Genomic DNA, 19,265 nt, shown 5'->3' on the forward strand with positions numbered 1-19,265 from the left:
CCCCTAGGAGTGGATTTGCTCGTGGCCGAAAAGACCTGGCAGCCCGCCCGTATGGAGAAATACTGCCGTGCCCTCTGGTAGGCGATCGTGGCGTGCCGCGCTGATTAAGCCGGCCATAGCACGCCCGGTGTATGTCGGGTCGAGGATAATGCCTTCCATCCGGGCGGTCAGATCTATCGCTTCCCGTGCCGCCTCGGTGAGGTATCCGTATCCGGCGCCGACCTGCTCCCCATCAATGTGAAGCGCGCCGCTGGCAAAGCCCATCTCGTCGAGGAGGCGTGCGACGGCGGTTCGCGCATCTTTGAGAGCTCCGGAGTCAACACCGAGTACGCGCTCCGCCCCAATCGCTGCGACGAGGCCAGCCATCGTCCCGCCGGAGCCTACTGCCACGGTGACGCTCCCCAGATCAGGCACCTGCTCGAGTAGCTCCATTCCCGCTTGCCGATACGCCTCCGCGCTGAGCGCGTTCGTTCCGCCGAAAGGTATCCGGAACGCGTCGCGTGCACCCGCCAACTCAGCGGCGATGCCTTCGGTGTCCGAGGTCCCGGCGAATACAAGCTCAGCGCCCAAGATGTAATCGAGCAGGAGGTTGCCAGTGAGTTTCTCCGGGCGTTCTCCAGCAAGCACTAGTATCACGTGCATTCCAAGGCGGGCTCCCGCGGCAGCCGTGAGCCGCGCGTGATTGCTTTGCTGAGCGCCAGTGGTCACCAGGACGCGCGCACCCTGCTTTACAGCGTCCGCCATGAGGATTTCGAGCTTACGCACCTTGTTGCCACCGCCGGCAAGGCCCATCAGGTCATCGCGTTTGAAGACCAACCGGTCTCCTGGGATGCCGAGGGCCGCGGCTAGCCGGGGTACGGCTTCTACCGGTGTCGGCCGTAAAAAGAATTGCATTTTCTCTTCCATCCTTAGCTTCGTACCAAAGGTCAAGGGAACGGAGGCGCCATCGGAGGTTAGTACGCGACGAGCCGCCGCCGAAGGGACACGGTCCCCAAAACGAGCCCGGCTGCGGCAGTCACCCCCAGCACCCCGAGGTCCCGGCCCAGGTTGTCGGTCGATTGGTAGAAGATCGCGGCCTCCAAGGCATCCACGCCGTAAAAAGTTGGTGTGAAATGCGCTATGGCCTGGATCCAATCCGGCAAGAACGCCGCAACACTGATTCCCCCGCTGAGGAAGAACAGGTAGATCGACAGGTTGATGCCGGCCCCGGCAACTGCCGAGAAGCGCCGCAGCGCACCTCCCAAGGCAGTCCCCAACCCAGCGGCCGCTAGCGCGATCAGTCCGATCGCGGCCAGCGCCGGAAACCAATACCAGCCGGCAGGCCGGAGGACCCCAAAAGCGAACGACAAGAGCAGCACCACCGCCGCCACGAGCATTGTTGTCACCCAGCACGCCAGGATCTTTCCGGCGATGAGCGAGCCGCGGCCGATGGGCGAAAGCAACAGTGCCTTGATGGTCAGGTCTTCGAACTCACGGGCGGCGGCCAATCCGCCGTTGACGATCCCCATGATCGTGAGCAGGAGCACCAGGATCGGCACGAGCTGGAACTGGACCAGGCCGACGTCGTGCGGCCTCAGGTCCGATTCGGCGACGCCAACCATGATCGGCGTGTCCGGCTGGCCCGCATAAAAGTTGGTAATGGCAGCCGGAACTGAGCGGCGCAGATCGTTGGTGAAGTCGAGGTTCAGGTTGTTGATCTGCACGCTGACGGGGTCGGGCCGCTGTGCCCGGTAGTCGTCGTCGAACGCGGCGGGTACGGTGATGACCGCCGCGACTTGGAGCGTGTCCAGCAGATGGGTGGCCTCAACGGGAGTCGCCCGCTGGACGCGGAACGCGTCGGAGTCCTCAAGGATCGAGACGAGTCGCTGCGCCTGCGGCCCGCTGTCCTCGACCACCAGCGCGACCGGGTTCCGTCCGACCGCCCCGGCCACCACGAAGATGATCAGCAGGAATGCGACGGGAGGCAGGAGGCTGGCCAGAATCGCCGACGGCGTGCGGAACCAGGTCAGGATGTCTTTCGCCGCTATGGCGAGCACGGCACGTCCGGCGGCCATCAGTGCCTCGCCCCCCGCCGGCCGAACACGAAGGCCGCGAACCCGACGGCCACCAAGGTGAAGGCTGCCAGCACGATCGCGTCGACGGTCAGGCCTTGCGGAGCCGTTTGGTAGCCGTGGAAGGCGTGCTGGAAGGCGGCGATCGCATACGTGAGGGGAGATATCGCGGCGATCCCGCCGGGGATGGCGCCCAGCCAGTTCGCCGGCCCGAACGGTCCGCTCAAGAAGAACAGGGGAAGAACGGCCGCGATGGACAGGGGGATTGCCTGCTGCCTCCGACGGACGAGTGTCCCGACGAGGACGCCGAGGGCGAGGAACGCCGCCAGTATCAGGAGTCCGAAGCCCAATACTTCGAGGGGGTGGAGCGGACGGACTCCGATAAAGAGGACCACGACGGCGAGTAACAGCAGCGCGGACGCCGCCGCGAGGACTGCGGCGCCCAGCACCTTGCCCACCCCGATGGTCAAACGGCTCACAGGCGCCAAAGCGAGTTCCTTGATGGTCCCGAGCTCGTAGTCCCGCGCGGTATTGACGCTTCCTTGCAGCTGGGACGCGAGCATCAGGCCGGCAACCATGATGCTCACGGCGAGGTACGGAATGTAGCCGGTGTCTTGGGCTTGGACGTCGGATTCGCGGGCGGTCACTACCACCTGGTCGGGGAAGGCATCCGCGTAGAAGGACGTGATGGACAAAGGAACTGCCCGCCGGATGTCGTTGGTGAAGTCGACGTTCAAGTTGTTGACTTCCACCGGAATCTCGATTCGCGCTCCGGCGGCGAGTGCGGCGTCGAACTCTTGTGGCACGGTGACGACGGCGACAATGCTGCCGGAACGGATCTCGCGTTCTGCGTCGGCCGGGCTCGCGGTGTGGATGATGAACGAATGCGATCCGTCCATGGCCTGGACGAAGCGCTCCGCGAGCGGTCCGCGGTCATTCATCACGACCGCGATCGGTGCCTGGCCGCCGCTGATCGCGAAGAGGAGGAAGAGCAGCAAAAAGTTGATGGGGATGAGGACGCCGATGATCGCGAAGAGCGGCTCCCGGAGGGTGAGGCGGATGTCCGTCGCCGCGACGGCCCGGATCACACGAAGGTCATGGCGGATGCTCATTCCCGGAGCTCCTTGCCAGTCAGGCTCAAGAAGACCTCGTCGAGGCTCGGTTCGCGGCTCTGGATCTCCTCCAGGCTCGTGGATCCGACGACGGCGGTCACCACCCTGCCGGTGACATCGGAGCCGCCTTCCACAGTGACCTTCAGCGAGCCGTCGGAAGTAACTGCCGAGACGACGCCGGGGAGCGCAAGGACCTTTCGAACGATGTCCTCCCCAGGCGCCGGATGTGTGCGCATTTCGACGACCGTGTCACCAAAGCTGCGCCGCAGCTTGGACGGCGAATCGAGCGCCACCAGCCGTCCGCGGTCGATGATGGCCAGGCGATCGCACAGGGCGTTCGCTTCCTCGAGGTAGTTGCTGGTGATGAGAACCGTGGTGCCGTGCTCCTTGAGTTCGAGGATCCGGTCCCAGAGGGCATGCCTGCTCTGCACGTCGACTCCGAGGGTCGGTTCGTCGAAATAGAGCAGCTCCGGTTCGTGGAGCATGGCCCGGACCAACGCCAGCCTTCGCTTCATGCCGCCGGAGAACGTGGCGACGCGGCTCTTCCGGCGCTCCTCCAGTTGCGCCAATTCGAGCAGCGAGGTGATCTTCTTATCAAGACCATGCTTAGGCACGTCGAAGAGATCGGCATGAAACCGGAGGTTGGCCTCCGCTGTGAGCTCCTCGTACAGGGCGTTCTCCTGCGGTACTGTCCCGAGCGAACGCCGGATCCCGCGTGGATCCTTCAGCAGGTCGATGCCTAGAACCCTGACCCCGCCGGAACTCGGGCGGCTGAGGCCGCTGATCATGTTGATGATGGTCGTTTTGCCTGAGCCATTGGGCCCGAGAAGGCCGAAAATCTCCCCACGCTCCACCTGCAGGCTGAGGTCGTCGACGGCGGTGAGGGAGCCGAACCGCTTGGTCACACCTATGAGCTCGATGGCTGTTTCAGTCATTCCCTTCCTCCCTGTCCTGTCCGGTGGCACTGCCCGCCATTCGCGCCGGGCGGGACCGCTCCGCGCGAATGGCGGTTGCGGCATCCGCCAAAGCCGCGTAGTTGTGCCCGCTGACGAAGGCGTCACAGTACGGCAGCGCGGCTGCCATACCGCCTGCCAACGGTTGGTAGTCCGTGCCGGCCTTCCTCGGATTGACCCAGACGATCCGGTACGCAAGGCGCCGCAACCGCGCCATCTGGGCGCCCACCAATTCCGGCGCATCCTGGGCCCAGCCGTCGGAGAGCACCACAATGACCGCGCCCCGGGCCAGCCCACGGCGCCCATGACCGTCGATGAAGTGCCGGAGGCTCTCCGCGAGCCGTGTGCCACCTGCCCAGTCCGGGGCGGCTGCGGCTCCAAGAGCGAGGGCTTCGTGTGCATTCCGGTTCGAAAGCTGCCGGGTCAGCCGGGTCAGCCGGGTGGAAAACACGAACGCCTCGGCCTGGGCGCCCGCCACCGCTCCCTGCAGCAGGGACAGGAAGACCTGCGTGTACGGTTCCATGGAGCCGGATACATCGCATAGGAACACCAAGCGGCGCGGACGGGGACGACGGCGGGCATAGACCAAGGTGCTTGCGTCGCCGCCGGTGCGCCGGGCCGCGCGGATGGTGCGGCGGAGGTCGAGCTTTGCGCCGCTGTGCGCCCACTGGCGTGTCCGGCGGCTTCGGCGCTCCGGTGTAGCGAGCACGATGCGCCGCACCAGCTGACGCACCCGGGCGGTCTCTTCGGGGGTGAGCTCGGCGAAGGACTTCTCGTGCAGGTGCTCGTCAGCGGAGGCCATGGCCAGGATAGCCTCGAACCCGGGAGCGTTGGATTCGTCGCCGTCGCTCTCTATGCCGGGGAGGGCGACAGGTGCCCGCGACGCCGGGAGCTGGCCGGCAGCATGAGCCGGTCGTCGTTCGCTCGGAGCTGCCCGGGTGTGCTCTGTCGCGCCGATTGCCGGTGGGCTGTTGGCATCACCGCGGGTGTCTGCCGGATCGGCCATTCCGTCAAATGCGGCCGTCCCGTCAAATGCCGCTGAGAAGACGGCATCGAATACCGGCAGTTGTTCATGCGAGAAGACGAGCGCCACCCGGCACGTCCAGTACAACGGCTCACGGGAAGCAGGGGGAACGATCCGGAGCGCCTGGGCCAGCCAGGCAGCGCGGTCCGGGGAGTTCGGCAGCCCTGCACGGCGCAGGGCCGTGCTGAACGCGACCGCCAAAGCCGCAGCATCGACGTCGGCCAGGCCATCCCCGAGCGCGTGTTCAGTCATTGCCGCCGGCCACCCACGCCGGACCCCGGGCCCACGCAATGTCCAAGTCGTCGCGATTCTTCAGGACAGAACCCCAGGTCTGTTTCACCGCAGCCGGATCCAGCCGGTCCACGCCGAGCACCGTCAGCGCGGACACCCAGTCGATTGCCTCCGCGATCCCCGGGGGTTTGGCCATGTCCAGGGACCGCAGCCTCGTGATAGCCGCCGCGGCATCCAGGGCTAGCGGCTCGGCGCTCGCGGGAACCCTGCGGCGAACGATCGCGGCGATGCGCTCGGGCCGTGGGTAGTCAATCCAGTGGTACAGGCAGCGCCGGGTCAGTGCGTCATGCAGGTCCCTGGTCCGGTTGGAGGTGAGGACGACGACGGGCGGATGCGTCGCCCGGATAGTGCCCAGCTCCGGGATCGTCACCGCGGCCTCGGCCAGCAGCTCGAAAGTGAAGGCCTCGAACTCCGCGTCCGCCCGGTCGATCTCATCCAGCAGCAGGACCGCCGGACGCGGGCCGGGATGCTCGATCGCCTTCAGCAGCGGTCGGCGCAGCAAATACTGTTCCCCGAAGAGATCGGCCTCCTCCACACGGACATCCCGGACCTCCGCCAAGCGGATGCCAAGAAGCTGGCGTTGATGGTTCCACTCGTACAGGGCCTCGCCCACATCGATACCCTCGTAGCACTGCAAGCGATACAGGGGAGTGTCGAGCACCCTCGCCAGCGCCTTCGCCGCCTCGGTCTTCCCGACGCCGGCCTCACCCTCCAGCAGGATGGGTTGCGGCAAGCGGACAGACAGGAACAATGCGGTCCCCAGTCCGACGTCGGCGAGGTAGTCGCCGTCGTCGAGCGCGGACATGAGGGAGGAAACGTCCGGTACAAGACGCCGCACCTCGTCTTCCGCTCCCGCCCGCACCGGCCCGGCAGCCCCGGACTCAGGACGCAGTGGCATAGCGTTCCGGATCGGCGAGGAAGGCCCTCCTGCATCCAGGGGAACAGAAGTAGTACGTCGCTCCGCCATACTCGGCATGCAGCGTCGACTCCACAGCCGCGACGCTCATGCCGCAGACGGGGTCCACGGCGCTCGCGGGTTCGGCGCTCGCGGGTTTGGCGCTCGCCGGCACCGGATCCGGCGTCGCAGCCTCCGCCGCCGTAGTCTCTCCAGCCGCGCCGAGGTGGCGCACGGACACGAGCTCGGCCAGAATCGACAGCGCAATCTCAGCAGGCGTCCGGCCGCCCAGCAGCAGCCCGGCCGGGCTGTGCACGCGCGCACGCTGGCCGTCGTCGACGTCGAGTGAGGCCAGGACGGCGGCGCCGCGCGTGCGGCTGGCAACCAGGGCGACGTACGGCACCCCTAGCCGGAGTGCGGCCTCCAACGCGGGCTCCTCGTCCCGGCCCTGCGACGCGACGATGAGGGCGGCGTCGTCGGCCCGCGGCTCCGCGGCGGTTCCGTCGCTGAGTTCCATGTCCAGGTCGAGGATGGCACCCAAGGCCCCCAACGCCTGTGCAACGGGCGTCGCGCCGACCACCACCACCCGGGGAGCGGGCATCTGCGGCTCAAGGAAGATCTCCACCGCGCCGCCGCTGAGGCAGGGGTTTGAAACCTCGACGGCGCCCTCCTCGCGGGTGCGGGACGGTTCGCCGGGGACAACACGGAGCAACAACGGTTCGTGCTTGGACAGGGTCTGCAGGCCGTATTCGCGCACGGAAGCCTCGACGCACGTGCCGCCCAGGAACCCGTCGATGTCCCCGTTGGCCAGCACCAGGGCCGTGTCCCCGGCGTGGGCGCTCGTTGGGTGCTGCGCGCGCACTACCGTGGCGCGCACAAACGGTTCCCGGCGTTCCACAAGTTCCTGCGCCCTTGCCGCCAAGGCTTCTCCGTGCAGGGGCATGTCACACCGGTGGCCTGGCCCGGCCCTGCATGGCTTCCCACACCCGCGCTGGCGTGCACGGCATATCCATGTGCGTCACGCCATAGGGCGTCAAAGCATCCACGATGGCGTTGACGATGGCCGGCGGGGACCCGACCGTGGCGGATTCGCCGATGCCTTTGGCGCCGATGGGGTGGTGCGGCGAGGGCGTGACGGTAAACCCGGTCTCCCAATCCGGGACTTCCATCGCCGTCGGGATGAGGTAATCCATGAACGAGCCGCTGAGGCAGTTTCCCTCTTCGTCGAACGCGATGATCTCCATGAGCGCCATCCCGACGCCGTCGGTGAGCCCGCCGTGGACCTGGCCCTCGATGATCATCGGGTTGATCCGGGTCCCGCAATCGTCCACCGCGATGAAGCGCCGGACCTTGACGTGGCCCGTCCCGGCGTCGACGTCCACCACGCAGATGTAAGCGCCGAACGGGAATGTCAGGTTGGGAGGGTCATAAGTCACCTCCGCGTCGAGGTTGCCGTCGATGCCCTCGGGCAGGGCCACGGTGCCGTGGGCGCCGAACGCGATCTCGGCGATCGTCTTGCCGACGCTTGGATCGCCCTTGACGAACCAGCGGCCCTTTTCCCACTCGAGGTCCTCGGGCCGCGTCTCAAGCATCGCTGCGGCAATGAACCTCGCCTTGTCCCGGACCTTCCGCGCCACAAGCGCCACCGCGCCACCACTGACCGGCGTCGAGCGGCTCCCGTACGTGCCCAGGCCGAAGGGCGTCTGGTCAGTGTCGCCGTGGACAACGTCGATGCTCTCCGGCGGGATGCCGAGCTCCTCGGCCACGATCTGCGCGAACGTGGTTTCGTGGCCCTGCCCCTGGCTTTGCACCGAGATCCTGACGACGGCCTTGCCGGTGGGATGGACGCGGAGTTCAGCGCCGTCGGCCATGCCGAGCCCAACGATGTCGAAGTGCTTGCGGGGCCCGGCGCCGACAGTCTCGGTGAAGAAGGAGACGCCGATGCCCATCAGCTCACCGCGCTCCCGCTTTTCGAGTTGCTCGCGCCGGAGATCCTCGTACCCGGCCATTTTCATCGACAGCCGCATGGCAGGCTCGTAGTTGCCCGAGTCGTAGACCCAGCCGGTCTTGTTGGCGTAGGGGAATTGCTCCGGCTTGATGAAATTCTTCAGCCGAAGCTCTGCCGGATCCATCTCCAGTTTCCTGGCCAGGATGTCCACCATGCGCTCCACGAGGTAAACCGCTTCGGTCACGCGGAAGGAACAGGCATATGCCACGCCCCCGGGGGCCTTGTTGGTGTAGACGCCCGTGACCTTGCAGTAGGCCGCCTTCAGGTCATAGCTCCCGGTGAAGATGGAGAAGAAGCCGGCCGGGGTCTTGGTGGGCTGTGCAGTCGCGTTGAAGGCACCGTGGTCTGCCAGCACGCTGGTCCGGACTGCCAGGATCTTGCCGTCCTTGGTGGCCGCGATCTCGCCCTGCATGATGTAATCGCGGGCGAACGACGTCGACATCAGGTTTTCCGAGCGGTCCTCCACCCATTTCACCGGCTTGCCGGTGACAATCGAGCCGACGACGGCGAGGACGTAGCCGGGATAGATGCCCACCTTGTTGCCGAAGCCTCCGCCGATATCGGGGGAGACGATCCGGATCTTGTGCTCCGGGATGCCGGCGACTATCGCGTACAGAGTCCGGTGGGCATGCGGGGCCTGTGTCGTCTCGTAGAGCGTCAGCCTGCCGTCGACCGGATCGAAGTCCGCGACAGCGCCGCAGGTTTCCATGGGTGCCGGGTGCACGCGCGGATACACGACCTCCTGGGCGACGACGACGTCGGCAGCCGCGAACACGGCCTCGGTTTCGGCCGCATCGCCGATCTCCCAATCGAAGATCCGGTTGTCGGTCCGGCCCTCGATATCGTCACGGATGACCGGCGCGCCGGGATCGAGGGCGCGGCGGGCATCAATCACCGGTGGCAACATATCGTATTCGACGTCGATCAGCTCCAGGGCGTCCCGGGCGGCGTAGCGGTCCTCGGCGACGACGAAAGCGACCTCCTGGCCTTGGAAGCGGACCTTGTCCGTGACAAGGACTGCCTGGACGTCCGCCGACAGGGTGGGCGCCCACGCGAGGTTGAGGGCCTGCAGGTCCTTGCCGGTGATGACGGCGAGGACCTTGGGATGCGCCAACGCCTCGGTGGTATCTATTGAAACCAGCCGGGCATGCGCAACGGGTGCGCGCAGGATGGCTCCATGCAGCATGCCGGGCAGCACGATGTCGTCGAGGTAATTGCCCTTGCCGCGGACGAACCGCGGGTCCTCCTTGCGCTGGAGACGGCCGAAGCCGATCGGGCGGCCCGGGTCTCCGGCCGCCGGGTTGGGTGCATGCTCCTGGACGGTGGTCATGCCGTCACCTCTTCAGAAGTGGACTCCTCGGCACCGGCGGCGTCCCCTTCCGCCTGAGCACCGAGCGGGTGGGCTGCGGCCCATTGCACCGAGCGGACGATCGTCGCATAACCGGTGCACCGGCAAATCTGCCCGGAAATGGCTTGGCGGATCTCGGCGTCGTCGGGATGCGGGTTGCGGTCCAGCAGGGCCCTGGCCGTGAGCATCATGCCCGGAGTGCAGAATCCGCATTGCAAGCCGTGTTCCTCCATGAACCCCTGCTGCACCGGATCGAGCGTGCCGCCGACAGCCAGTCCTTCAACGGTCCGGATGTCGTGTCCGTCGGCCATGGCTGCCAGCACGGTGCACGATTTCACCGGTTGTCCGTCCATCAGGACCACGCAGGTTCCGCAATTGCTCGTGTCGCATCCCCAGTGCGTGCCGGTCAATCCAAGGTTTTCGCGGATGAAATGGACCAGCAACACCCGGGGTTCGATCTCCCGGGTCACCTTGTCCCCGTTGACCGTCATGCTGACCTGCATTGCTTTCAGCCTTCCTATGCACCTGCGGCGCGCGCACAAGCACGGCGCAGGACCCTGCGGGTGAGTTCATCGGCCAGGTGCCGTTTGTAGTCGACCGGCCCACGCTGGTCGTCCACCGGGTGGCAGGCGGCGGCTGCGATGCGGGCGGCCTCGACGAACAGGTCTTCACGCGGCTGCTGTCCGCGGAGCACGGCTTCGGCCTCTGGAACAGTGCCGTCCAGCCCGACCGCCGTCAGCCCGATGGCTGCCTCTTCCACCGTGCCTTCTGCGGAGAGCCCGACGGCGGCCCCGGCCGCGACGACTGCCCAGTCACCTACCCGGCGTTCCACTTTTTCATAGGCGCTGCCCGAACGAGGGCGGATCGTGAAGCGGACTTCGTACAACAGTTCGTTCTGCGCAACGGCGGTTTCGTAAGGGCCGCGGTGGAAATCCGACATCGCGACGATCCGTTCGCCATCGGGGCCGCGGATCACGGCTTGGGCGCGCAGAACATCGCAAACGGTAGACAGGTCTTCGGCCGGATCCGCTTGGCAGAGCGAGCCGCCGATCGTGCCGCGGTTGCGGACCACAGGGTCCGCGATCACCTGCTCGGCGTCGCGGATAATCGGAAAGAGCTCTGCGACGTCGGCTGACTCGAGGAGCGCTGTGTGGCGGGTTAATGCGCCGACTCGCAACTGATCACCTTCGCGACGGATGAATTCCAGTTCCGCGAGGTCGTTGATGTCGATCAGCCACTCCGGCCGCGCCAGGCGCAGCTTCATCATCGGCAGCAAGCTGTGTCCGCCGGCGATGATGCGCGACTCGGGACCGTGGCGTTCGAGGAGGGTCAGCGCGTTTGCGACGTCGCTCGCGCGCTCGTAATCAAATGGAGCCGGAATCTGCATTGTCCACCCCTTAGGGCCAGACATCCTGCACCTCGTAGGACGCGGACCTATGATCAGTCTTGCCCGCGTCATTGTGGGTGTCAACATGGCCAAGGGGGCAAGATCACGGCCATTCTGAATGGCAAAAAGAATTTCCCAGGCGCCCCATGGACCCGTGAGCGATCCGGAGAGCGTTGACACTGTTCTGGCCCGCGAGGAGACTTTTTTCTGGGGATGCCTCGCCGAAAGGAGCCCCAGATGTCGTGGCACGTCGAGGGTACGTATTTTGAGAATTGCAACTGCGACATGGTCTGCCCTTGTTCGACTTCAGGGCTGACCGCACCGGCGGATAACGATCGCTGCAACGTGGCCCTGGCCTTTCATGTGGACACGGGTGAGGTAAACGGCGTCGACGTCGGAGGCCTGACGGTCTGCGTCGTCGCCGATACGCCCGCCCTCATGAGTGACGGGGGATGGAAGATCGGCGTTCTGATGGATGCCGCCGCCTCGCCGGAGCAGGCGGAAGCGCTCGGTGGCGTCTTCGGTGGACAGCTCGGCGGACCGATGGAGGGCCTCACGCCGTTGATCGGTGAAATGGCGGGAATGGAGTCCCTGGAAATGGCCTACACCGAGGACGGGCGCATGCACCAGGTCCGAATCGGCAGCGCCGTCGACATGGCTGTGGAGGACTTTGTGTCTCCGATGGATGCCACAGGACTCGGGGTGAAAATCAGCGGGATCGGGTTCCCGGCCGACACCCTGGCGGCGGGCACAGCCAGCACGGCCCGCGTGGACGTGTTCGGGATGACCTGGGACAACGCCGGGAAGAACTCCTTCTCGGCTCCTTTTGCCTGGTCGGCCTAGGCGCCGCCCCTGGGTCGAGCGCCAGATTGTCTGACGTCGACCGGGACGCTCGCTCACATATACGGTCAAGTTCCACGACGTTCGCTCACATCATGCGAGCGAGCGTCGGTGGAAAACACCCTAAACGTGAGCGAGCGTCGGTGGAAAACACCCTGAAAATGAGCGAGCGTCCGGCGAGGGCGTGCGCAAGGCAAGATGGCCGCGCAAGGGGACTGCCCGCCGTCGGGCGGTGACGCGCCGGTGAGGCCTTCACCCACGACGCTCGCTCTGATATGTCGTCAAATTCCGGGACGCTCGCTCACATCATGTGAGCGAGCGTCGGTGGAAAACACCCTAAAAGTGAGCGAGCGTCCGGGGACGCGAAGCTTAGTCAGGCGGTCCGACAACCCGTGGCGGTTGGCTGCGGTCGTGTGAAGGCCAGGAGGGAAAGAAGTCCGGTTGCTCAGCCGTTCAGGGTCGTGAACGGCAGGACGAGCCGTGACTTGTGCGCGGCATCGCGGTAGATCTTGTGGGTGACGGGGCGGCCCACCGGCAAGTGGAAGGCGTCCGGCGGGAGCAGTGCGTTGTGCTCATCGGCCAGTGGCTCGTCGTTGGACAGTTCAACCGTGAGGCGATGACCCGGCTTGAACGTGTTGGCGAACGGGTAGAGCCGCAGTACGTACTCCTCGATCGTCCCGGGCTCCACCGGCACTGACCGGGTGTGCGGGTGGTAGGGGTTGCCCTCGGTGGTCCGGTCATCCAGCTCGCGGTGCGAGGCCTTGAGGTAGCCGGTGGTGATCAGCTGGCGTTGCCCGTTCGGCGCGGTGTCCCAGAGGCGCATAATGAAGTTTGTGTCGGCCTGGTCGATTTCCGCGAAGATATGGGCGGCGCCTGCGCCGATCAGTTCGGTGTCCTGCTCGAACGGCTGGGTGCTCCACGAGAGGATCTCCACCTTGTCGGTCACCGTCAAGGGGGCTTGGTAGAAACCGTCCGGGGCGGCGTACTCGGCACCCATCGGCTCCGGCTCTTCCGACAGCTTGTGGCGCGGCCGGAGGTAGAGGGACTTGTACTCGATGTCCTTCGGCGGCCACTGCCCGGCGGTCACCACTTCGCGCGAGCCCTCCACGAAGACGCTGACGGGCGGCTCCTCCATGACGCCGTTGTCGATGCCTTTGATCCAGTAGTCGTACCACCGGAACATTTTGTCGTGCTCCTCGATGAAGGGGCGTGATTGCATGGGCGGGTAGGGGCCGATGGTCAGTTTTTTCGGGCCCTTGAGTGCGTTGTACAACTCGATGGTGCCGTCAAGGGTCCATCCGCGGCCCTGGTCGAGCTGCAGCCAGACCGGGATGTCGATGTTCGGGGCTAACGTGATGGGGTTGCGTTCTTCGTACCATTCACCGTCCAGTTCGTTCATGACGATGTCGAACCAGGCCTCGTGGTTCTTGGGGTAGTTCAGTACATGGACCAGGTTCGGCCAGGCCGCGATGTCCGGATCCTCGAGGCGCTCGGCGACGAGCTTCTTGAGTTCCTCCGAAGAGTACGTCTCGATCATGCGGGACTTCACGTTGTCGGTGAACGCCCAGCCCGAGTCCCCTCCGCGTCCTTCGCGGGCGGCACGCGGCATGAACCACATGATGCCGCCGTGGTACGTCGTTTCATAGAAGTCGTAATGGCCGCCGGAGACGAAGATCGCCTTGAGGTGCGGCGGACGCTCGGCGGCGGCCAGCACCTGCATCGAACCGAAGTAGGAGATGCCCACCATGCCGACGTTCCCGTCGCACCATGGCTGCGCGGCAACCCATTCGATGAAGTCGTAGGCGTCCTGGCCTAGCGACACTCCTCCGGCGTTGTAGTTGCCGATGTGCTCGCCGCCCGAGAAGCCCGAGCCTCGGAGGTCGCCGATGACATGGACGTAGTCTTCCTTGACGATCCTGGCGATGTCCCCGGCCTCGATGCAGCCGTCCCACATGGGGCTGGGGCGCCGCTGGGGGGGAGTGGTGAGGGCAAGGGCCTGCAGCTCCTTGCCGTACGGACTGAGTGCCACCAATGCCGGGCGCGGCTTGTTTTCGGGGCCGTGGTAGGCGTCCGCTGCAAGCTCGACTCCGTCGCGCATCGGAACCCGGAGGTCCTTGCGGACGGCAATAGCCTGCCCGCTTGCATCCAGCAACTGAAAGTCATCCATGAGTGTTTACTCCTCGTCTTCGATCAAATGGTCCAGCGACGTGCGGTACCCGTGGAGGGTGGTGAAGAACGGGGAAGGCTCCAGCGTGGGGTCCCCGTCGTATCCAAGGTCCTCGGCCACGCGGGTGAAAGGGGAGTAGGGCGAGTCTGTGTCCTGCAAGCCGGAGGCCAGGCAACCGCCGGCCGCATTGCTGACACGGGCCTCGACGTCCAGGCTCCCTTGGAGCGCTTCCCTTGCCTGTCCGGCGTCGAGCTCCACGCCGTAGGGCGTGCCGTCCGTGCGGCGGTACGGGTGCCCCAGGTACATGTGCCGTGGACGGACCTCATCCCGCAGGTACTCAAGGCTCGAGCGGTAGGCGACCGGGTCCAAGAACCCCGGAAAGCCGTTTGCCGCGCCGTGGATTTGGACCGCGTCGCCGACGAACACCCCATTCTGCCCGTCGAGGACGTATGCCACAGACCCAGGGGTGTGGCCCGGAATCGAATGGACCGAAACCGTGGCGCCGCCGCCCAGCGAGATGCTCTCGCCTCCCCGCACCAGCAGCGTCGGCTCCATCTCGCCCGAGATCACGGCATTCGTGGCCGCGGTGAGCTTCGCCTCGCCGTCGGGATCCTGCAGATACTGCGCCCGCCCGGAAAGGTATTCGTCCACATGGGCCCGGCGCGAGCGCAAGAACGGTGCGTCGGCCTCATGAATGACCACTTGGGCGCGCCGTCCGGTGAGCTCCCACAGGGCGTAGGCGCCGCCAATGTGGTCGATGTGTCCATGGGTCAGCAGGATCCAGCGGACGTCTTCGATCCGGCGTCCGATTGCCTCCAGTGCCGGCACCATGCCTTCGGCGGGGGAGGATGCGATCCCCGTGTCGACGATGGCCGGTTCGGCGGCGTCGATGAAGAAGCTGTAGAGGCCGAAGCGGCCCCACGGCGAGACGAGGGGATGTACAGCAAGCGGCTTCGTCATTGGCCGGTCCTCGCGTTCAGGAATTCGCCCGTCTCCTCGAATGCCCGGTAGAGCTCCGGGATCCAGGAGAAGTGCTGGACAAAACCGTGGTTGGCGCCGGGGTAGCGGGTCACTTTTGTCTCGACGCCGGCCTCCGCCAAGCGCCGGCCATAGAGTTCGCCCTCGTCCCGGAGGGGATCGTGCTCGGCGGTGATGACCAGCGCTGCCGGCAGCCCGGCGAGATCTTCCCGCTTGATGGGGGAGACACGGGGGTCTGCAGGGTCGGCCCCGTTCTCAAGGTAGAACGAGTTGAAGGGTTTGAGGCCCGCCGTCTCCAGCCCGTACCCTTCGGCGTTTTCGCGCAGTGAGGGGTAACGCTCGACGTCGAAATCCAGGTCCAGCGACGGGTAGAACAGGACCTGGTGGGTGATCCGCTTGAACCCGTCGTCGAGGGCTTTCGCGGCGACGGCGGCAACGAAGTTGCCTCCAGAGCTATCACCGGCGATGGCGAGGTTCTTCCCGTGCCACTTCAGGTTTCCGCCCTTCCCGGCCGCCCAGCGGACCACGCCGTAGCAGTCGTCAAGCCCTGCAGGGAATGCGGCCTCGGGAGCCAAGCGGTAGCCCACCGAGATGACCTTGTGGCCGGTTTCCTTTGCCAGTGCCCGTGCCACGTGGTCGTGGGTGTCCAGGCTGCCCAAGAAGAAGGCGCCGCCGTGGAAGTACACCAGCAGGCCGTAGGAGTCGGCCTTCATCGGCGTGTAGATCCGCACCGGCACCTCGCCCGACGACGTGACAGCCGTGGCGTCTTCGACCGAGTACAGCGGTAGCCGGTCCGCCAGCGGCGGGACCTGGGCTGCTTCGCCGGCACGCATGGCTCGAGCGTCCAAGGGCGAACCATCGGGTGCTGGCAAGGTGGCCAGGATTTTGGCGATTTCCGGATGGATGGCCATGGCGTTCAGGCCCTCGCTTCTGCTGCTGCGGTTGCGCTCGTGGGCTTTTGGGACGTGGGCTTCTGGGACGTGGGCTTCTGACCGGGGAAGACATCGTTGACCTCTTTCTCGCTCCAGCCTTGGCGGGAGATGCGCTGCAGCTCGTCCGTCACCGGCTTGCGGGTTGCCTGGAACAGGGCCAGCGCCTCCTTGACCGTGGCGGCCTGGGTGAGCGCGTCGGCGAGTGCACCTGCGTCCTCAATGGCCGAGTTTGCGCCTTGTCCCTGGTGGTGCAACATGGAGTGCGCCGCATCGCCCACAAGCACCACGGAGTCGGTGTGCCACGAGTCGACCGGGTCGATGTCGTAGACGGCGCGGACGTTGACCGCGTTCATGTCGAGACCCCTCGTGATGTTCACGATGCGCTCGTCGAATCCGCTGACGGTTTCCAGGAGGCTTTCCTTGCACACCTTCGGCGCCCAGGTACCGTCCGGGTTCAGGGCAGTGATGTCGAAGGACACCTGGTTCCGGTGGCGAAGCGGCAACAGGTAGACCTTGGTGCCCTTGCCGATGTACATCCGTAGGTTGTCGTCAACCACCAGGCCGTGGGCGTCGTCGGCGGAAATGACCACACGGTAGGCGTGTTCTCCGGAGAACACGGGGCCTTTGTCGCTGAAGAGCTGCTCACGGACCACGGATTTGATACCGTCGGCACCCACCACGAGGTCTGCCTCGACGGTATTGCCGTTCGTGAAGCTCAGCACGGAACGGCCGTCCATTTCCTCGATCTTCTCGAGCTTGTGGCCCAGGTGCACCATTCCCTTCGGGAGCACGCCGAGCAAGGCCTCGATGAAGTCGCCCCGGTGGATGAGGTACGTGTGGGCCTGTCCGCCGAACTCCGGCCACGTGTCCTTCAAGATCGGTTCACCGCTGGCCGTGAGGATTTCGAAGTAGTCGCTCGGCGAACTGACCTTGGCGATCGCATCGAAGATCCCCCACTTGCTGAAACGGTCCATGGTGGCGGGACGCAATCCAATGCCGGCGCCGACCTCCCGCATCTGCGACGCTTGCTCGTACACGTTGACGTTCGCACCGAGCAGGCTGAGCGCCTTGGCCGCAGCTGCGCCCCCATACCCTGCGCCGATGATGGAGATATTGAGGTTCTTGATGTCTTTAGATTTCATTGCTTGGATCACTTTCTGGACTCTTCCTTGGCCGACGCCAAGGCTGGAGAAGCGGTAGCTTGGGGTGCCTGCCCGACGTCAGGCGTCCAGCGACAGGAAATCGGCCGGGTTGTCTTCGAGGAGGAGTTTGAGGGTGGCGTCGTCGATTCCCGCCGCGCTCATGTCGGGAATCATGTCCTCGAAGATGTAGTTGATGGTGTGGCCCTTGACGCCCGGCCAGCCCAGCGGGCTGCAATTCGCGTCTGCCGAAACGAGGAGCTTGTCCGCGTAGCCCTTTTTCACGAGGTTCACGAAGTGCTGCATGCGTTCGGCGCGCTTGCGGCCCCAGAACGGGGGATCCGGAAGCTCGAGGTCGTAGCCGAAGGTATCGAAGCCGATGCGTCCGCCCTGTGCATAGATCCAGTCGTGCGGGGTGATCGGAGCGTTCAGTCCGTCGTCGGCGTGGCCGAAGAGCACACGGTCGAGGGAGAGGCCCTCTTCGTTGAAGATGGAAACCGCCGGCTCGGGATCGATGGCCAGGTGCGTCAGGATCGGTGCGCCGGTGACGACGGCGGCGCGGGCCGCTGCCCGGTAGATGCGTTTGTCCAGCTCTGTCATCCGGCCACCGCGGCTCACGCCTACCTTGATGACGCCGGCTTTGGCGCCGGTGTTTCCGATCCCCACGGTGATCTCGTGGATGAACACTTTCGCGAGGTAGTCCACGGTGGCGCGGGAGAAATGCGGCAGGGCGGTGTCGCCGCCGACGAACCCGGTGCAGGCCACAATGTGCACCCCGGTCTTCCGGGACAGGGACTTGTAGTAGTCGACGTCGCGGCCGTTGCAAATACCCGTGGCGTCCACTAACGTGCCGCCGCCGTATTCGCGGAACTTCCGCAGCTTCGGCACGGTTTCTTCATAGGCCTGTTCCGGGGTCTTCCACCATTTGGTGTCGAGTTCGGACCCGGGCATGCCGTAGCCGATGTGTTCGTGGACCGCCACGATTTCCAGTTCTTCGGCCGGAATGGTTCCCAGCACTGTATTGACCTTGGTCATTCGTTCACCTCAGGGGTTCTCAAGCTTGTTGCGGGTGGGCGGGTGCTTAGCGCACGGTCAGGAGATTGCGCGGATTGTCCACGAGGATGCGTTGGGCGTCTTCGTCGCTCAGGCCCTGGGTCTTGAGGTGGGGCACGAACGTGGCCACCACGTGGCTGTACGGCAGTTCGTACTCCGGGAGGCCCTTGGCCACTCCGATTGAGTTGCCCGAGAGGATGATCTTGTCGGCGTGGCCGGCGCTGACGAGTTCGAGTACCAGTGCAGTGCGTTCCTGGTCGCTGAGGTAGCCCGGATGGTCGTTCAAGCCCACGTGGTCGATGCCGACGAATGCTCCGCGGCGGGCCACCTCAATGGCCGTTCCGGCGGCGTCCTTGCGGTCCAGGTCACCGACAAGCACCCGCTCGGCCCCGATCTGTTCATCCAGGACGATGTCCAAGTCGTGCAAGGCGTCGGCGCCGAAGCGGATGGAGACCGGAATACCTGTGTCCCTAGCGGCGCGGGCGGAGCCGCGGAACAGGCTTTCCTCGGTGGGGGTCATCCCGGCACGGTCGGCGATGGCAGCCACGATGCCTGCGGCGGCGCGGCGCTCGAGCCGGGGGACCACCATTCCCTCAGTGACCTCCCTGCCGAAGAGGTCAGCGAACTTTTCGGCCGGCCAGGGAGTGGGCGGGTTGGTCTGGGGGGTCAGGAAGTACCCGCCGAGTTCTTCCTCCGGGCCCAGGCCCGTGGACGCCACGATGTGGACGCCGGTGGAGCGGGAGAGTGCCTCGTAGAGTTTGAGGTCACGGCCGTGGAACATGCCGGTGCTGTCGACGATCGTTTGCCCGCCGTGCCCGCGGAACTCCGTGAGTTTCGCAGCCAGGGCCTCGAAGATCTCCGCCCGGTCCATCGAGATGTCGGGAGCGTACTGGGCGCCCGGGAGCACCGACAACAAGGCTTCATGGACCGCAACAACGCCCAGTTCAGAAGCAGGTACGGGGCCCAGGACCGTGTTGACGGTTTGCCCGGCGGGGGCATCCATCACGTCGGCGGTGCCGGTGGGGGTGGTGTGACTCACGGGGGTCTTCTCCCTTGAAGATCGGATGTTGAATGCAGGGACGCCGCG

General features: G+C 65.6%; 17 protein-coding genes. 1 reads left to right on the forward strand and 16 read right to left on the reverse strand.

Annotation, left to right across the window (positions count from 1 at the left end; genetic code table 11):
* Nucleotides 1-3: 3 nt before the first annotated feature.
* From ACFVTG_RS00240 to ACFVTG_RS00285, 10 genes are read right to left on the reverse strand one after another with little or no spacing between them, the layout of a single operon-like run.
* Nucleotides 4-894: a pyridoxal-phosphate dependent enzyme gene (locus tag ACFVTG_RS00240; RefSeq protein WP_390277071.1), complete on the reverse strand. Its 891-nt coding sequence runs from the start codon at nucleotides 892-894 to the stop codon at nucleotides 4-6.
* Between the two features lie 59 nt (nucleotides 895-953).
* On the reverse strand, nucleotides 954-2,054 hold the full coding sequence (locus ACFVTG_RS00245; protein WP_390277073.1) for an ABC transporter permease: 1,101 nt from the start codon (nucleotides 2,052-2,054) through the stop codon (nucleotides 954-956).
* Complete coding sequence (locus ACFVTG_RS00250) at nucleotides 2,054-3,163, reverse strand: ABC transporter permease (protein ID WP_390277075.1); 1,110 nt, start codon at nucleotides 3,161-3,163, stop codon at nucleotides 2,054-2,056. The genes ACFVTG_RS00245 and ACFVTG_RS00250 overlap by 1 nt, the downstream gene beginning before the upstream one ends.
* Nucleotides 3,160-4,098, reverse strand: a complete 939-nt coding sequence (locus ACFVTG_RS00255; protein WP_390277078.1) for an ATP-binding cassette domain-containing protein — start codon at nucleotides 4,096-4,098, stop codon at nucleotides 3,160-3,162. The genes ACFVTG_RS00250 and ACFVTG_RS00255 overlap by 4 nt, the downstream gene beginning before the upstream one ends.
* Entirely contained in the window at nucleotides 4,091-5,392 is a 1,302-nt protein-coding gene (locus ACFVTG_RS00260; protein WP_390277080.1) for a VWA domain-containing protein, read from the reverse strand. The genes ACFVTG_RS00255 and ACFVTG_RS00260 overlap by 8 nt, the downstream gene beginning before the upstream one ends.
* Complete coding sequence (locus tag ACFVTG_RS00265) at nucleotides 5,385-6,329, reverse strand: MoxR family ATPase (protein WP_284752322.1); 945 nt, start codon at nucleotides 6,327-6,329, stop codon at nucleotides 5,385-5,387. The genes ACFVTG_RS00260 and ACFVTG_RS00265 overlap by 8 nt, the downstream gene beginning before the upstream one ends.
* Complete coding sequence (locus ACFVTG_RS00270) at nucleotides 6,313-7,269, reverse strand: XdhC family protein (protein ID WP_390277082.1); 957 nt, start codon at nucleotides 7,267-7,269, stop codon at nucleotides 6,313-6,315. The genes ACFVTG_RS00265 and ACFVTG_RS00270 overlap by 17 nt, the downstream gene beginning before the upstream one ends.
* Nucleotide 7,270: 1 nt before the next feature.
* Nucleotides 7,271-9,664 carry an aerobic carbon-monoxide dehydrogenase large subunit gene (locus ACFVTG_RS00275; protein WP_390277085.1) on the reverse strand — a complete coding sequence of 798 codons (2,394 nt, stop codon included), beginning with the start codon at nucleotides 9,662-9,664 and terminating at the stop codon, nucleotides 7,271-7,273.
* The gene (locus ACFVTG_RS00280) at nucleotides 9,661-10,185 is read right to left on the reverse strand and encodes a (2Fe-2S)-binding protein (RefSeq protein ID WP_284752319.1); all 525 of its coding nucleotides are present in this window, start codon (nucleotides 10,183-10,185) and stop codon (nucleotides 9,661-9,663) included. Before ACFVTG_RS00280 ends, ACFVTG_RS00275 begins: the two co-directional genes overlap by 4 nt.
* Nucleotides 10,186-10,199: 14 nt before the next feature.
* Nucleotides 10,200-11,069: an FAD binding domain-containing protein gene (locus tag ACFVTG_RS00285; protein ID WP_390277087.1), complete on the reverse strand. Its 870-nt coding sequence runs from the start codon at nucleotides 11,067-11,069 to the stop codon at nucleotides 10,200-10,202.
* Nucleotides 11,070-11,306: 237 nt separating this feature from the next.
* Between ACFVTG_RS00285 and ACFVTG_RS00290 the strand changes: the two genes are divergently transcribed.
* Nucleotides 11,307-11,912, forward strand: a complete 606-nt coding sequence (locus tag ACFVTG_RS00290; RefSeq protein ID WP_284752317.1) for a DUF1326 domain-containing protein — start codon at nucleotides 11,307-11,309, stop codon at nucleotides 11,910-11,912.
* A gap of 442 nt (nucleotides 11,913-12,354) precedes the next feature.
* Here the strand turns inward: ACFVTG_RS00290 and ACFVTG_RS00295 are convergent, their stop codons facing one another.
* From ACFVTG_RS00295 to ACFVTG_RS00320, 6 genes are all read right to left on the reverse strand, one after another.
* Entirely contained in the window at nucleotides 12,355-14,076 is a 1,722-nt protein-coding gene (locus ACFVTG_RS00295) for a CocE/NonD family hydrolase (RefSeq protein ID WP_390277089.1), read from the reverse strand.
* Between the two features lie 6 nt (nucleotides 14,077-14,082).
* The gene (locus ACFVTG_RS00300) at nucleotides 14,083-15,036 is read right to left on the reverse strand and encodes an MBL fold metallo-hydrolase (RefSeq protein WP_390277091.1); all 954 of its coding nucleotides are present in this window, start codon (nucleotides 15,034-15,036) and stop codon (nucleotides 14,083-14,085) included.
* Nucleotides 15,033-15,965, reverse strand: coding sequence for an alpha/beta hydrolase (locus tag ACFVTG_RS00305; protein ID WP_390277094.1), 933 nt, complete (start codon nucleotides 15,963-15,965; stop codon nucleotides 15,033-15,035). Before ACFVTG_RS00305 ends, ACFVTG_RS00300 begins: the two co-directional genes overlap by 4 nt.
* Nucleotides 15,966-15,970: 5 nt before the next feature.
* On the reverse strand, nucleotides 15,971-17,128 hold the full coding sequence (locus ACFVTG_RS00310; RefSeq protein WP_390277096.1) for an FAD-dependent oxidoreductase: 1,158 nt from the start codon (nucleotides 17,126-17,128) through the stop codon (nucleotides 15,971-15,973).
* A 78-nt stretch (nucleotides 17,129-17,206) separates the two neighbouring features.
* Nucleotides 17,207-18,160, reverse strand: a complete 954-nt coding sequence (locus ACFVTG_RS00315) for a phosphotriesterase (RefSeq protein WP_390277098.1) — start codon at nucleotides 18,158-18,160, stop codon at nucleotides 17,207-17,209.
* 46 nt (nucleotides 18,161-18,206) lie between these two features.
* Nucleotides 18,207-19,217 carry a phosphotriesterase gene (locus tag ACFVTG_RS00320; protein WP_390277101.1) on the reverse strand — a complete coding sequence of 337 codons (1,011 nt, stop codon included), beginning with the start codon at nucleotides 19,215-19,217 and terminating at the stop codon, nucleotides 18,207-18,209.
* Nucleotides 19,218-19,265: the final 48 nt, after the last annotated feature.

The sequence above is a fragment of the Arthrobacter sp. NPDC058127 genome, assembly GCF_042884555.1.
In the GTDB taxonomy this organism is placed as follows: Bacteria; Actinomycetota; Actinomycetes; order Actinomycetales; family Micrococcaceae; genus Arthrobacter.